The sequence below is a fragment of the Pseudoalteromonas sp. SR41-1 genome (assembly GCF_014164015.1).
Classification (GTDB): Bacteria; Pseudomonadota; Gammaproteobacteria; order Enterobacterales; family Alteromonadaceae; genus Pseudoalteromonas; species Pseudoalteromonas distincta.
The window spans coordinates 57,628-72,707 of record NZ_JACJEK010000022.1; the positions used below are offsets into that span (position 1 = coordinate 57,628).

General features: G+C 39.0%; 16 protein-coding genes. 1 reads left to right on the top strand and 15 read right to left on the bottom strand.

Annotated elements, in window-relative coordinates; genetic code table 11:
* Window position 1 precedes the first annotated feature (1 nt).
* The 10 genes from H5118_RS17410 to H5118_RS17455 form a co-directional block, all read right to left on the bottom strand.
* The gene (locus tag H5118_RS17410) at window positions 2-2,308 is read right to left on the bottom strand and encodes a methyl-accepting chemotaxis protein (protein WP_182749579.1); all 2,307 of its coding nucleotides are present in this window, start codon (window positions 2,306-2,308) and stop codon (window positions 2-4) included.
* Window positions 2,309-2,353: 45 nt separating this feature from the next.
* Window positions 2,354-2,839, bottom strand: coding sequence for a chemotaxis protein CheW (locus H5118_RS17415; RefSeq protein ID WP_182749580.1), 486 nt, complete (start codon window positions 2,837-2,839; stop codon window positions 2,354-2,356).
* Window positions 2,836-4,926, bottom strand: a complete 2,091-nt coding sequence (locus tag H5118_RS17420) for a chemotaxis protein CheA (protein ID WP_182693825.1) — start codon at window positions 4,924-4,926, stop codon at window positions 2,836-2,838. Before H5118_RS17420 ends, H5118_RS17415 begins: the two co-directional genes overlap by 4 nt.
* Window positions 4,927-4,936: 10 nt before the next feature.
* The gene (locus H5118_RS17425) at window positions 4,937-5,299 is read right to left on the bottom strand and encodes a response regulator (protein ID WP_002959593.1); all 363 of its coding nucleotides are present in this window, start codon (window positions 5,297-5,299) and stop codon (window positions 4,937-4,939) included.
* A gap of 8 nt (window positions 5,300-5,307) precedes the next feature.
* Window positions 5,308-5,580: an STAS domain-containing protein gene (locus H5118_RS17430; protein ID WP_002959595.1), complete on the bottom strand. Its 273-nt coding sequence runs from the start codon at window positions 5,578-5,580 to the stop codon at window positions 5,308-5,310.
* 151 nt (window positions 5,581-5,731) lie between these two features.
* Window positions 5,732-6,349, bottom strand: a complete 618-nt coding sequence (locus H5118_RS17435) for an SCO family protein (protein WP_024595084.1) — start codon at window positions 6,347-6,349, stop codon at window positions 5,732-5,734.
* Window positions 6,346-7,275, bottom strand: a complete 930-nt coding sequence (gene cyoE, locus H5118_RS17440; RefSeq protein ID WP_182716562.1) for a heme o synthase — start codon at window positions 7,273-7,275, stop codon at window positions 6,346-6,348. Before cyoE ends, H5118_RS17435 begins: the two co-directional genes overlap by 4 nt.
* 12 nt (window positions 7,276-7,287) lie before the next feature.
* Entirely contained in the window at window positions 7,288-8,277 is a 990-nt protein-coding gene (locus tag H5118_RS17445; RefSeq protein WP_182749581.1) for a heme A synthase, read from the bottom strand.
* A 28-nt stretch (window positions 8,278-8,305) separates the two neighbouring features.
* Window positions 8,306-8,800, bottom strand: coding sequence for a hypothetical protein (locus tag H5118_RS17450; protein WP_024595087.1), 495 nt, complete (start codon window positions 8,798-8,800; stop codon window positions 8,306-8,308).
* Window positions 8,790-9,530, bottom strand: coding sequence for an SURF1 family protein (locus H5118_RS17455; RefSeq protein WP_182712890.1), 741 nt, complete (start codon window positions 9,528-9,530; stop codon window positions 8,790-8,792). Before H5118_RS17455 ends, H5118_RS17450 begins: the two co-directional genes overlap by 11 nt.
* Window positions 9,531-9,544: 14 nt before the next feature.
* On the opposite strand from H5118_RS17455, the gene H5118_RS20860 reads away from it, so the two are divergent.
* Window positions 9,545-9,853, top strand: coding sequence for a DUF2909 family protein (locus tag H5118_RS20860; RefSeq protein ID WP_182749582.1), 309 nt, complete (start codon window positions 9,545-9,547; stop codon window positions 9,851-9,853).
* Here the strand turns inward: H5118_RS20860 and H5118_RS17465 are convergent.
* The 5 genes from H5118_RS17465 to lexA form a co-directional block, all read right to left on the bottom strand.
* On the bottom strand, window positions 9,756-10,631 hold the full coding sequence (locus H5118_RS17465; RefSeq protein ID WP_002959610.1) for a cytochrome c oxidase subunit 3: 876 nt from the start codon (window positions 10,629-10,631) through the stop codon (window positions 9,756-9,758). The genes H5118_RS20860 and H5118_RS17465 overlap by 98 nt on opposite strands.
* A 35-nt stretch (window positions 10,632-10,666) precedes the next feature.
* The gene (locus H5118_RS17470; RefSeq protein WP_182693454.1) at window positions 10,667-11,197 is read right to left on the bottom strand and encodes a cytochrome c oxidase assembly protein; all 531 of its coding nucleotides are present in this window, start codon (window positions 11,195-11,197) and stop codon (window positions 10,667-10,669) included.
* Window positions 11,197-12,789, bottom strand: coding sequence for a cytochrome c oxidase subunit I (gene ctaD / locus H5118_RS17475; RefSeq protein WP_002959615.1), 1,593 nt, complete (start codon window positions 12,787-12,789; stop codon window positions 11,197-11,199). Before ctaD ends, H5118_RS17470 begins: the two co-directional genes overlap by 1 nt.
* Window positions 12,789-13,931, bottom strand: coding sequence for a cytochrome c oxidase subunit II (gene coxB / locus H5118_RS17480; RefSeq protein ID WP_182693453.1), 1,143 nt, complete (start codon window positions 13,929-13,931; stop codon window positions 12,789-12,791). Before coxB ends, ctaD begins: the two co-directional genes overlap by 1 nt.
* Window positions 13,932-14,414: 483 nt before the next feature.
* Window positions 14,415-15,032 carry a transcriptional repressor LexA gene (lexA, locus tag H5118_RS17485; RefSeq protein ID WP_024595093.1) on the bottom strand — a complete coding sequence of 206 codons (618 nt, stop codon included), beginning with the start codon at window positions 15,030-15,032 and terminating at the stop codon, window positions 14,415-14,417.
* Between the last annotated feature and the right edge of the window lie 48 nt (window positions 15,033-15,080).

A 15,080-nucleotide genomic window follows, 5' to 3' on the forward strand; every position in this document is an offset into this window, starting at 1 on the left:
ATTAAAACTCTTCCCACTCATCAGCTGAGTCTACAAAGTTATCGCCCCTTGGCTTATTACTCACAAAACGACTTTGCGGCTTATGAGATAGTTCAGGGGTTCGCATAGTTGATGACATCATTGTCATCTCTTGCTGATCTACTGAGAAAAAGTTAAGTAATCGGCGCATCTCATTAGCTTGCTCAGCCATAGACTCACCAGCAGCAGAGGCTTGCTCTACTAGAGCGGCATTTTGTTGCGTCATTTCGTCCATTTGAGAAATAGCTTTGTTAACTTGCTCAATACCCGCACTTTGTTCTTCAGATGCCTCCGTAATATCAGAAATCATTTGCGTCACTCTTTGCACCGACACAACAATCTCTTTAAGTGTAGCGCCCGACTCATTAACTAATTGAGAGCCATCAGCTACTTTGCCTACACTATCTCGTATTAACTCTTTAATTTCTTTCGCTGCGCCCGCAGAGCGCTGCGCTAAATTACGAACCTCACCTGCAACAACCGCAAAGCCTCGACCTTGCTCACCCGCTCTTGCTGCCTCTACAGCGGCATTAAGCGCTAATAAATTCGTTTGAAACGCGATTTCGTCTATTACACCGATAATATCTGCAATTTTTTTGCTCGACTCATTAATTGCCGACATGCTCGTAACTGCTCTATTAACAACTTCACCACCTTGAATCGCTTTTTCACAGGTTTCTTCTGCCAAGTCGTTTGCTACTTTTGCGTTATCAGCATTTTGACGAACGGTACTGGTCATTTCCTCCATACTTGAAGCTGTTTCTTCAAGTGACGAGGCTTGCTCTTCTGTACGTTGGCTTAAATCAGCATTACCTTGAGAAATTTCTTCTGCACCACTGGCTACTAACGTTGCCGATGAATTTATGCGATTAATCACTTCTGTTAATTTATCTGCCGTAGCATTTGCGTCGCGTTTAAGTTTATCAAATGAACCTTTGTATTCTTTTTCAATACGTTTTGATAAATCACCACTTGCCATCGCATCGAGCATATTGCCAGTGTCGGCAACGGCATCATCAACTATTTTAACTAAGCTATTTAATCCTTGAGCCAAACGTAAAAAGAACCCTTCCTTCCCGTCTTCTGCAACTCTTGTATCTAATTCGCCATTACCTGCAGCACCAATAAGCTCAGCGATTTCTTTTTCAAGCGCAACTTCATTGGTTCTATCTTCCCACTCAACAATGGTGCCTAAATGCTTTCCGTCTTGACTGATCCAAGGTGAAGCAATCAAGGTAAAAGTGACACCTGCTAACAGTAGCTCGGCTTTATAGGGCTTATCTAGGTTTTTTAATAAATCACGTTGATGATTAGGGTGCTTATGAAAATCATCAACACAGGTGCCAATTAAATTATCAACAGAAAAGCTCGGCAATACGGTTTGTAATTCTTTTTCGCGGACTTTTAGCATTTGCTGAACACGGTCGTTCACAAATACTATATTAAGGTTTTCATCAGCAATCATTACGTTTGCTTGGCAAACTTTAAGCGCATTTGCTAAATCGGCTGCTTTGCGAGATGCTTTTTCAAGCTCTTTTTGTTCAGTAATATCAGATGCATATTTAATCACTTTAAACGGCTTGCCGTTCATATCATAAATTGGATTATAAGATGCTTGGATCCAAACCTCCTGACCCTGCTTTCCTATTCTTAAATATTCCCCTGAATCAAATTCACCGCGACCTAGTTTGGCCCAAAATTCTTTATATTCGATACTATTTGCAAGTTCGGGATCAATAAAAAGCCTATGGTGCTGACCTTTAATCTCGCTAAGTTGATAGCCAAGCGCATTTAAAAAGTTATCATTGGCATCAATAATAGTGCCATCTAAATTAAATTCGATAACCGCTTGAGATTTACTTATAGCACTAATTTGCCCTGAAGCTTCTGCTGTTATTAACTTTTGCTCAGTCACGTCGGTGGCAAACTTAACTACTTTTAATACTTGCCCTTGCTCATCAACAATTGGGTTATAAGTTGCTTGGATCCATACCTCAGTTCCACCTTTAGCATTACGCTTAAACTCATCTGAGATAAACTCGCCATTACGCAGGCGTTGCCAAAAGTTTTTATAATCGTTGCCCTGAGCTTCATCTGGGTCAACAAACATCGAGTGATGCTGACCTTGAACCTCCTCAAGACGATAGCCCATCGCGTTTAGAAAATTCATATTTGCAGTAATTATTTTTCCGTTAGGTTCAAATTCAATTACCGCTAATGATTTATTCAATGCGTCTACAATTAAATCATTACTTGATTTTGACTGCTTTGGATTACTAAACCATCCCATGCTCATCACCACCTTTAAGTTTATTATTCATTTAGTTTCTATTTGCTAAATATTCATTGTTTTTTGCAGGTCAATTAGCGCTACCATTTTTTCACCAACATTCACCAACCCAGCTACATATTCACAATTACTCGATTCAGACAAACTAGGAACTGCTTTAGCATCTTGCTCCGCAATACTGTAAACATCAGAGACGGCATCAACAGCAACACCTATAATTTTACTACCTAGTTCAAATTCTATTTTGACAACGATAACCACCGTTAATGGTCCATAGTCGACACTTGGTAATCCAAAGCGCAACCGTAAATCAATAATTGGCACTATTGTTCCGCGTAAATTAATAACGCCTTTTACAAATTTTGGTGCATTGGGCAGTACTGTAATTTCTTCCCAACTGCGAATTTCTTGTACTGTTAAAATATCAACGCCATATTCTTCATCAGCCATAATAAAAGTTAAAAACTGTTTTACACCTTGCTGTTGCTGAAGATTTAATTGGTTACTTAACTGGCTTTGATCTGAGCTCATAACGCCTCCAAAGTGGCTTGCGTTTCAATAGTTAGTTCTTGGCTACCTGGCTTTTTTAAGCCTGAGAGCTTTATTAAGCCGCTAATGTCCACAATCAGCGATACACGCCCATCTCCTAAAATGGTAGCACCCGATACGCCATCCACTTTATGGTAGTTTGCCTCTAAACTTTTAATAACAACCTGCTGTTGAGACAGTAAATCATCAACTAATAAACCCACCTTTTGGTTATCTGTTTCTACAACAACAAGCAGCGTTTTATCGAGTGATTCAATAGCATTTTTATGATTAAAAATATCGTAGAGTCTTAATATAGGAATGTATTCGTCTCGAAGCCTCAATACATCAAGGCTTTTACCCACTCGACTCACTTTTGCAATATCAATTTGCAGTGACTCCACAATAGAAATGAGCGGAATAATATAAGTATGCTGAGCCACCTTAACTAATTGCCCATCTAAAATAGCGAGAGTAAGGGGTAATCTAATAGTAAACGTAGAACCAACACCGGGCGCTGAGGTTACTTCCACTGACCCATTTAATGATTGGATATTTCGCTTAACAACATCCATCCCAACTCCACGTCCAGATAAGTCACTTACCTCATCCATTGTCGAAAAGCCGGGCATAAAAATAAGCTCATTTATTTCATCGTCACTGAGATGGTTATCAGCTGAGATTAATTCGTTAGCGATGGCTTTTTCTTTTATTTTTTTTGTATTTAACCCTTGCCCATCATCCATTATTTCAATAACGATGTTTCCACCCTGATGAAATGCATTTAAGGTTACTGTGCCAACGGGGTCTTTACCTGCCGCCAGTCTTTGCTCAACAGTCTCTAACCCATGATCAAGTGAGTTTCTTACTAAATGCACCATAGGGTCAGATATTTTTTCCATTACTGTTTTATCAAGCTCGGTTTGCTCTCCGATCAGCTTTAGCTCAACCTGCTTATTTAGCTTTTGTGCTATATCTCGTACTAATCGAGGAAAACGACTAAATACAAAATTAATTGGGAGCATACGAATACGCATCACATTTTCTTGTAAATCACGCGTATTATGTGCAAGTTGTGCTAAGCCTTCTTGTAGTAAAGTGATTGTGGCTGGTGTGATTTCTTGTTCGCTGAGTTGATTTAGCATGGCTTGTGTAATAACAAGTTCACCTACCATATTTATTAACGAATCAACTTTATCAATGCCAACACGTATAGAGGTAGATTCTGGTGCACTTGTAGGTTTTTTATCTTTATTAGCAACGGGTTGCTGTGGCTTACTTGGTAACTCAGCTACTTTTATTGAATCGGGTTCTTCAAGCTCAACAGCTTTAGGTATCTCCTCTTGATTAGGTTGTATTGGCTCATCATTGCCAAATAAGCCGCCACATAATTCAACTTTTATATCGGCATCGTCTTCAACCCATTCAAACACTTCTTTTATGGCTTTTTCATCATGGCTAGTGCTTAAAAAAAAGCGCCAATGTAAAAAACATTCATCACTACTTAAATCGGTGATTTCTGGAACTTCATCGTAAAATACTGTGGTTTCTAACTCACCTAGCTCTTCAAGCTCACTGATCATATACAGTGGCTCGTTTCCTGTTTTAAATAAATGATGATGAGGTTTAAAGTCTATTTGATAGGTATTACTACTTGTTTGCTCTTCACAGCTTTGAGGTTTATTCTCATGTGTTTCGTTTTTCATTCCAAGTACATGTTCAAATTGTACTTTTAACAAATCTGCTTCGGTTAAATCTGGCTCTTGTTCACCTTGAAGTGCAGCAAGTAAAGCGCGTAAGCAATCCACAGCTTTGAGTAATAAATTAACATGCTCGGTACTAAGCTCTCGTTCACCTTGGCGAATTTGATCTAGTAATGTTTCAAGTACATGAGTAAAGTCAGCAACGGAGCTAAAACCAAATGTCCCACTGCCTCCTTTTATTGAGTGAGCAGCTCTAAAAATAGTGTTGATAGTTTCTAAATCTTCCTCACCTGGCACTAAGTTTAATAGCTCAGCCTCCATGGTATCTAGGCCTTCAAAACTCTCTTCAAAGAAAACTTCAAAAAATTGACTTAAATCTATACTCACACTGCGCTCCTTAGCGAATAACTTTTTTAATTACCGCTAGTAGCTGATCGGGATTAAATGGTTTAACAATCCAGCCTGTTGCCCCAGCAGCTTTACCTTCTACTTTTTTTTCTAAACCCGACTCAGTTGTAAGCATCAGTAATGGTGTAAATTTATAACTAGGCAAAGTACGCAGCTCTCGTATTAATGTAATTCCATCCATTATTGGCATGTTTACATCTGAGATCACGGCATCAAAGTCTTGCTGCTTGGCAATAGCGAGAGCTTCACTGCCATCTTTAGCTTCGGTTACATCAAACCCTGCGGTTTTTAATGTAAAGCTCACCATTTGACGCATCGATGCTGAGTCATCAACCGCTAAAATTCTTTTCATATATACCCCTAACTTTTACTTTCGGTTGTTAAGTATTGGCTTAAGCCAAGTTTATTGATTGTATGTGTTAAGGCCTCGCTACTGCCTACCCAAATGATTTTGTGCTGTATGGTAAGTAGGTGTTTTTGTAAGGCGCATAAAAGTTGAATTGAGGCAGTATCAGCAGAAATCACATCGTTAATATCAAGACAGATATCATCGTTGCTATTGAGTTCGTGCAGTAAATCTTGATGTAGTGTTTCAACTTGCGTAATAGCAAGTTCGCTTGGAAGTTTTAGCATTTAGTAGGTGCATTCCCTGTCAATTCAATTCATAACAAAAGCTTAGCCCTAGTTATTAAAATTGCCATAAAATGCTTAATTAAATTTAAATCGTCGTTAAAAAACAAAAAAAGGAGCCTAAAGCTCCTTTCAAATTGGTAAAAAGTAAAAACTAGTTTTTGTAGTAATCGGCTATTTTTTTAAACTCTTTCGTTAAAGTCGTCGCATTAATTAATGGCACACTACCTTGTTTGAATTCTGGTTTAAAAATAGCTCTAACCGCTCCATTTTGATCAACCATAGCGACCGAAGCACTATGATCAACTGCATATTCTGATTCACTACTATCGCTAATGGCGTAAATTAAACCAAGCTCTCTAACAACAGGAAAAAGGTGTTTATGCTCCCCTGATACAGCTAAAAAGTCAGGATTAAAGTAATCTATATATTGCTTTCGTTTAGCTGGTGTATCGCGTTTTGGATCAACCGATAAAAACCAAATTTGCAGCGGATAATCTGCTTGTAAGTTTTTATAAACAGCATTTAACTTAGCAAGTGTTAATGGACAAATATCTGGGCAGCTTGTGTAGCCTAAAAATACTAAATTCCACTGTCCTAAAAATTGTTGCTTAGTCACTAATTCGCCGCGCTGATCGTTTAGCGTAAAATCAGACAATGGCTTTGCATTTTCGTAAACTAATGCATCTACATCTGGTGGACTATTTTCATTTGAACATGCTGATAAAAACAAAACTAAAACAACAATTAATCCAAGCCATAACTGCTTCATAAAGTGAGCCATTTATCTATAAATAAGATTACAAAGAGTACCATTAAATGAATAATCGAAAAACGAAATAAGTCCATTGCAGTCTCATCATTTCCAGCAATTTTTAATTTGACGGCTTTATATATAAACACTGCATTTAATACACACGCACCTATTAAATATATTAATCCAGACATACCAATTAAATAAGGTAATACGCAAACTACAGCGAGTAAAACAGAGTAGGCAACGACGCACGTTTTACAAAAGTCGATTCCATGGGTTACTGGTAACATAGGAATTTTAGCGCGTTCATAATCACTTTTTCGCGCTATAGCCAGCGCCCAAAAGTGTGGCGGAGTCCAGGTAAATATTATCATTACAAGTAACCAAGGGGCTGCTGCCATTTGGTTTGTTTCTGACACCCAACCTAATAATGGAGGCATTGCGCCAGCCAACCCACCTATAACAATATTTTGCGGTGTAGCACGCTTTAAAAATGATGTATAAACAAATGCATAACCTACCAATGCAAATAACGTTAATATAGCGGTTAAGGTATTAGCCCACACCATTAGCATAATAAAACCCGCAACCCCAATAACAGCTGCAAAACTAAGCGCATGTGTTTTACTTAAACGCCCTTTAGCCACAGGACGATGACGAGTCCTTGCCATTTTTGAGTCTATCTCACTATCAACCACATGATTAATAACCGCTGCAGCAGCAGAAAGTAGCCCTATACCTAACAAGCTAATAAACTGTACAGCCATACCGCGCCCTACATCAGGAGCCAGCGCTAAACCAACCCAAGCTGTTAGTACCAGCATGGCTACCACTTTAAATTTACTAATTGCTAAGTAGTCTTGCAGCAAATTATGAGTACGCGAAATTAGCGATTGAGTATTAACGGGTAGCAGTATTTTTTTATCAATTATAAGTGCCATTATATTTCCCCTTTATGTGCGTGATTTTAGGTAATAACACAACCTAACCATGCTTAATAATAGTATGGCAGCCATCAAGTTATGCGCCAGTGCAACTCCCAACGGAATATGCCAATGTACTAAAATAAGCCCTAAGCTAATTTGGCAAAGCAGGGTAAGCAATACGCTCACCACGCAATTTTTAATTTTTTTAGAGTACGCTTGGCTGTATATTTTCCACATAATTAGCGCCAGAACGATGCAAGTAACCAGTGCCCAAATGCGGTGTAATAAATGAATAGACATACGCGCTTGCTGCGATAACACACCAAATTCATAATTACTGTGCTCAAGTGGTAATTGAAATACGCTACTCAATGAAAACGGTTGTGCGTAATTACACAATGGCAAACCACTACAATGAGGAGCGGCGTAATTTGCAGCCAGCCAACCACCAAGTGCAATTTGGATAATCAATACACCGAGCGCAACTAAACTTAAACCAAAATAGCGTTTTGCGCCGCTATCGCCACCCATAATAGGTTTTGCGGTTAGCCGTAAATATAAAAGCGTTATAAGTGACAAAATACTAAAGCCACCTAATAAGTGGCCCATTACAATAAGCGGCTGAAGGTTCATGGTTACTGTCCACATACCAAGGGCAGCCTGAAACACCACTAGTAGAAGTAAAGCCAAAGGCAATTTAACTGGCGTAGTTGGATATTGGCGCTTTAAAAAAGCCAACACAAATAAACCTAAAATAAGTAAACCTAAAGCACCTGCAAAGTAGCGATGAATCATTTCTTTCCACGCTTTTGCGGTTTCGAACATCATATCGGGGTAGCTTTGAGCTGCTAAGGCTATGTCAGCCTCATGCTTAGGTACCGTTAAAAAGCCATAACAACCAGGCCAATCGGGGCACCCTAATCCTGCATCACTTAAGCGGGTGTACGCACCTAAAGCAACTACAATCAAAGCGAGTAATCCTGTTATTAATACTAAGTTTTTATAATTTTTATACATCAGATACTCCAACTTAAGCTCAACTTAATTAGCTAGAACGAGAATAGTTAAGTAATTTTTTTAGATCTTTTAATAACCCTTTTTGTACTAAACGGTTTTCTTGTGGCTCGACCTTAAAGGGATATTCAAGTACCACTAACCCCATATGATCAATTAAATATAAACTTGCAGGGTTTAAACTCTGTTGTTCGGTAATAATTTTCCATGGTAGATTTTTATTGTCGGGGCTTCCCATTACAGCCATATCAACCTTGCCTTGGTTTTTACCAAGTGCCACATATAAGTTATTAAGTGCATTGAGTTGTTCGCTGCATGGGGTGTTACATTCGTTTGAATAATTAAGTGCGATAGTCCATTGTTTGGGATTATTTTGCGGCCAATTTTTAAGTTTTATTTCTTGGCTTAAAAACTCGCCATTATTAGTAATTGCAGTAGGCAACCAATCAAACTTTAATGCGCCATATGCCAAAATTAATGGGATAGCGCAGCAACCCACAAACAACAAAAGGGGATTATTTTTCATTATGTGTCCTTTTTTTACTCGCAAAAATAGCCACAACAGCACATGCAACAGCAATTAAAAACCATTGCAAAGCGTAGGCATTATGCTTTTGAGGGCTCATAACAACGGCCTCATAATGAGGTGTTGCAATCTCATCACCAGTACCTTGTCTGTAAGCCATAAAATTAATTAATGATTGCTGGCTTTGAGTGCTCAGCATATTCAAGTCGATAGATTGGATTCTTGTAGGTAAGTCGTTATTTGTAGTTTTATCTTCAAGCGTAAAGCTACTTAGGTTATTTTCTTTTATTTGCGCTTTAAGAATAAAAACACCTGTAGGCAGAGCAACCTTTGGCAGTGTATCTCTAGATATAGGCGCTTTTACCCATCCTAAATTAACTAAAATCACTTTTTCTTCGGTGTCTGGCTTTAGTAAAGCAAGTAGGTCGTACCCTACTTGTCCGTTATAAACTTGATTATCTAAAAGCCAATATTGGTTTTGTACAAACCGCCCTTTTAACTCAACCAATACACCAGTTTTGTTCCAGCTATCAGGCAAGTTAAGTAATTGAGACCAGCTCATCACACCACGAGTCTGTTGCTTAGCAATGGCGGTTAGTTGTTGCTGCTTTTGCTCACCTCGCTCCAACTGCCAAAACCCCAATCGCACACACACAAGTACAACAACCACAACCATACAAAGTGTGATTAGTGAGCTAAGCTTTTGTTTGTGCCATAAAACTAACTGCATAAAGGGTCAACTCAGTGATTATTAAAATTATTATCGTACTGTTGTTAATATTTATACTTTTTAACTTATTTAGAGCATTGTTTATTATGGTGTCAGGGAAAACAGGGGGACGACCTATGTCTCACTTTTTAGGTCGTCGCGTATTGTTTTCGTTCGTTGTTTTAATTGTTGTTATTGCAGCGCTTAAACTTGGTTTTATTAAAGCGAATAATTCGCGAATAAACGCTACAGCACATATACAAATACAAACAAACACAGCCACACCACATCAACAAAGTGCCAATACCAAGCAGCTGCTTGAAAAGCAAAGTGCTTATCTTTAGTAAAGTGCCCTTTTAATATCCGTAAAAATATTACAAATAAAAGTACGGTTCCTAGCGTTACATGCATGCCATGAAAACCAGTCAATAAAAAGAACGTATTACCGTAAATACCCGCATCTAGCGTTAGATTAAGGTCATTATATGCATGCATGTACTCCTCAACTTGCAGCCCTAAAAAGCAAACACCCAGTAAAATAGTAGCGCCTAAAAAAACCTTAAGTGGAGTACGTTTATTGTTTTCCATCGCTACGTGGGCAAAATGTAAAGTAACTGAGGAAGTAAGCAGTATTAAGGTATTTATAAGTGGTAAGCCTTGCCAGCCCATAGCCTGAGTAGTTTCGCCAGCAGGTGTTGAAACTAGCGGCCAAACAGCTTCAAAAGTTGGCCATAAAACCTCGTTAGTCATTGCATTATTGCCTGCACCTCCAAGCCAAGGTACCGACAATACCCGTGCATAAAAAAGCGCACCAAAAAAGGCCATAAAAAACATAACTTCAGAAAAAATAAACCAGCTCATACCTTGTCTAAAAGAGCGATCCATTTGTGCTGAGTACAAACCTTGGTCCGATTCACTAATTACATTTTTAAACCAGCTAAACAACATATACACAAGCACAGCAATACCGGCATAAAGAAGATAAACCCCGCTACCACCTTCTTTACCTACACTCATAACAGTCAAGCCTGCCCCTACTGCAATAAAAAACAATGCAACTGCACCTACAATAGGCCACGGGCTTTGCTCAGGTACGTAATAATGCTCATATTCTTGATTCATTTTATTTACTCCTAGTTTCACACTAGTTTAAAAAGCTAGTTATTACTTGCCACCAGCTGTTCACTAATATCAAATACGGTATAAGATAAAGTTAATTCTTCAATGTCGCTTGGCAATGCGGTATCAACATAAAAAAGTAATTTAAATTCAAGCTCTTCCCCTGCTTTTAGAGGTTGCTGATCAAAGCAAAAACAAGCTATTTTATGTAAATACTTTGCCGCTTTACCTGGCGAGACTGATGGTACAGCCTGCATTACTTTATCTAGATTGCTGTTATTTTTAGCACTAAACATTACTTCACGCATTGCACCGGGTTTTACCACTACACTGTATTCTTTTGATTTAACTTTAAACGGTGCACCACTTTGTGCGTGAGTAGTAAAGCTAACGCCAACTTCTCGGTTTTGTACTATTTGTGTACTTTGCTCTGCTTGCTCAAGCGAAGGCTTTCCATTAAGCCCTGTTACATCACAAAACACGTCATACAAAGGTACTAAAGCAAAGGCAAAGGCAAACATGCCTATGCAAATAAGTACCAAACGTTTGAGTAGCGGTGCATGTGTCATTACTTAATAACCGGCGGCGTAGAAAAAGTATGATATGGCGCTGGAGAGTCAACTTCCCACTCAAGGCCTTCTGCCCCTTCCCATACTTTTGCAGGCACTTTATCACCGCCACGCGCGCATTTAATTACCACAGCTACAAACAACAATTGCGATAAACCAAAGGCAAACCCACCAATACTTATGATTGCGTTAAAGTCGGCAAATTGAAGAGCGTAATCGGGAATTCGACGCGGCATACCAGCAAGCCCTACAAAATGCATAGGAAAAAACAGTACGTTCACGCTCACCAGCGATAGCCAAAAATGCCATTTAGCCAATGTGATATTAAACATATTGCCCGTCCACTTGGGCAGCCAGTAATAAGCCCCCGCCATTATCGAAAATACAGCCCCTGTTACTAATACATAATGAAAGTGCGCCACTACAAAATAAGTATCGTGATATTGAAAATCAGCAGGTGTAATTGCCAGCATCAATCCCGAAAAACCACCCAAGGTAAACAGCACAATAAACGCAATACTAAAAAGCATTGGCACTTCAAAAGTTATTGAGCCTTTCCACATTGTGGCAACCCAATTAAATACTTTTACTCCTGTAGGTACCGATATAAGCATGGTCGCGTACATAAAAAACAACTCGCCAGCGACCGGCATCCCAGTGGTAAACATATGATGAGCCCATACAATAAAGCTCAATAGTGCTATGGAGGATGTGGCGTATACCATTGAGGCATAGCCAAAAAGTTTTTTACGAGAAAAGGTAGGTACTATTGTAGATATAATGCCAAAGGCAGGAAGAATCATAATGTATACTTCGGGGTGACCAAAAAACCAAAAAATGTGTTGGAACATCACCGGGTCGCCACCGCCTGCGGCATCAAAAAAGCTGGTCGCAAAATACTTATCGGTAAGTACCATAGTGACAGCCCCTGCAAGCACTGGCATTACGGCTATTAATAAAAAGGCAGTAATTAACCACGTCCATACAAATAAGGGCAACTTCATCCATGTCATGCCTGGGGCACGTAAGTTCACTATGGTTACAATCACATTGATTGCGCCCATTATTGAGCTAATTCCCATAATATGTACGGCAAATACAAACAATGCAGTATTATCATTACTGTATGTTGTGGACAGTGGTGCATAAAAAGTCCAACCAAATGCAGGCCCCCCACCAGGCATAAATAACGATGCCAATAGGATTAGAAACGCAAACGGTAAAATCCAAAAGCTCCAGTTATTCATTCTTGGCAATGCCATATCTGGCGCGCCAATCATGAGTGGTATCATCCAGTTAGCAAGGCCTGTAAAGGCGGGCATAACCGCACCAAACACCATAATTAAACCATGCACTGTGGTCATTTGATTAAAAAAGTGAGGGTCGACCAACTGTAAACCTGGTTGAAATAATTCAGCTCTGATCACCATAGCCATTGCGCCACCAATTAAGAACATGGTCAGCGAAAAAATTAAATATAAACTACCTATATCTTTATGATTAGTTGTGTAAAGCCAGCGTTTAAAACCTTTAGCTGGGTGATGAGCATGATGAGCTTCATTGGCGTTAGGTTGTTCTACTATGCTACTCATTAGTTCGCCTCCACTTTGGCATCAAGTGCCGTCTGTATTTGACTCGGTTGAATAACATCACCCGTATCATTACCCCACGCATTACGTTTATAAGTAATAACCGCAGCTAATTGCTTTATAGATAACTGCTTGGCAAAAGCTTGCATTGCCGTACCGGGTCGTCCATGGATAACTACATCAATGTGATCTTTTATATCGCCAAGCACTATCGGGCTGCCTTTAAGTGCAGGAAATACGCCCGGTAACCCCATGCCAGTAGGTTGATGACATGCAGCACAATTAGCCATATATACTTGTTCGCCTAAAGTCATTAATTCTTCTTTTGGGAGGGTTTTATCAAGTAATGCGGCATCTGCTAATGCTGCTTTTTGTTTAGCCTGCTTTGCATCTGTAAGCCATGTTTTAAAATCAGCCTCAGATTTAGCGACCACCACAACGGGCATAAAGCCATGGTCTTTACCACACAACTCAGCACATTGGCCTCGGTAAGTACCTTCTTCGTTTATGTTCGTCCATGTTTCGTTTATAAAGCCGGGGTTCGCATCTTTTTTAACTGCAAAATCAGGTACCCACCAAGAGTGAATAACATCGTCAGAAGTCATTAAAAATCGTACTTTTTGATTTATTGGCAGTACAAGAGGCTTATCAACCTCAAGTAAGTAGTTAGGATTTTTATCTGCAAGATTCGCGATTTCATCTTGCGGGGTAGATAAAATAGAGTAGAACTCTACATCTTCGCCCATATATTCATAATGCCATTTCCATTGCGAACCCGTAATTTTAATAGTGAGATCAGCTTTGCTGGCATCTTCCATTGCAATTAGGGTTTTAGTGGCTGGTACTGCCATAGCAATTAAAATAACAAACGGAATTGCAGTCCAAAGTATTTCTACTTTAGTGCTTTCGTGAAATTGGGCAGGTACAGCCCCTTTAGATTTACGGTGATGAATAAGTGCCCAAAACATAATTGCGAACACTATCACCCCAATCACACAACATATTATAAATATGGTCATGTGCAGCTGATATACATTATTGCTTATATCGGTTACGCCTTTGCGCATATTGTATTGGCTGTTAGCCAAAACTGGGTGCGAAAAAACACATAATATAAGCCACAAGGTAGAGGTCAGTTTACCCATGTGACGGCTCCTTTGATGCTATTGCGAATGCAAAGCGAAGAGGCATACGGCTTAAACGCCAATTCGTTATTTTTATTTTTTTAGCCAATCTTATTTAATATTGATTGGTTTTGCTGCGCCAACAACGAGTTTGTGTATATTGTGTGTTCTCAAAACTAAAAAGCTGTGAGTTATTATTAGCTCAGCACATTAACAATTAGCTAAAAAACGAACAACAAGCAAGTTTTAGTATAAAAAACAATCAGGTGATATTGAATAATTAATAAAAATCGGTAATCAACTGGGCAACAGGAAGTTCAAAATATGAGCAAAACAAAGGGGTTTAACGCATTCGGAGGGGAGAAATATAAGTGCAAAAAAGTTTACAGCTTAAATAGTCAGTGGGCTGTTTACGCCCTATTTTTTAGTACAAATTTTAAAACAAAAATGCGTACTAATTAGTACGCATTTATAAAACTGCTTGTTTAAAAGCTATTTTTAAAGTCACATCCAATCAGCGTTTCTTATAACGCCAACGGCTAAGCCTTCAATATTAAAAGACTCATTCTCAAGATCTACTTCAATAGAGTCAAAATCGTCGTTTTCAGCATGAAGTAATACTTTACGACCCGCTTTCTCAAGACGTTTTACAGTTACGTCTTCGTCTAGGCGAGCAACAACAACTTGTCCATTTTCAGCGGTTTGAGTACGATGTACAGCAAGTAAATCACCATCCATAATACCAATATCTTTCATGCTCATACCGTTAACGCGTAGTAAAAAATCTGCAGCCGGTTTAAACATTAATGGATCGATTTTGCAGTGACTTTCAACGTGCTCTTGCGCCAAAATAGGTGAACCAGCAGCAACACGCCCTATAAGCGGTAAACCTAATTGTTCTGGCTCTTCTTCTTCAATTAATTGAATACCACGGCTTGCACCTGGTTTCATTTTAATTGCGCCTTTTTTAGCAAGTGCTTTTAAATGTTCTTCAGCAGCATTGGCACTTTTAAAACCTAATGTTTGCGCTATTTCAGCACGTGTAGGAGGCATACCAGTGTCTTTAATAAAAACTTTAATTAGTTCGAGTATTTGAGCTTGGCGGTTCGTTAATGGTCGCATACAACTGGTTTTCCATACAGTACATTTAACTGTGAGTATATACAGTTA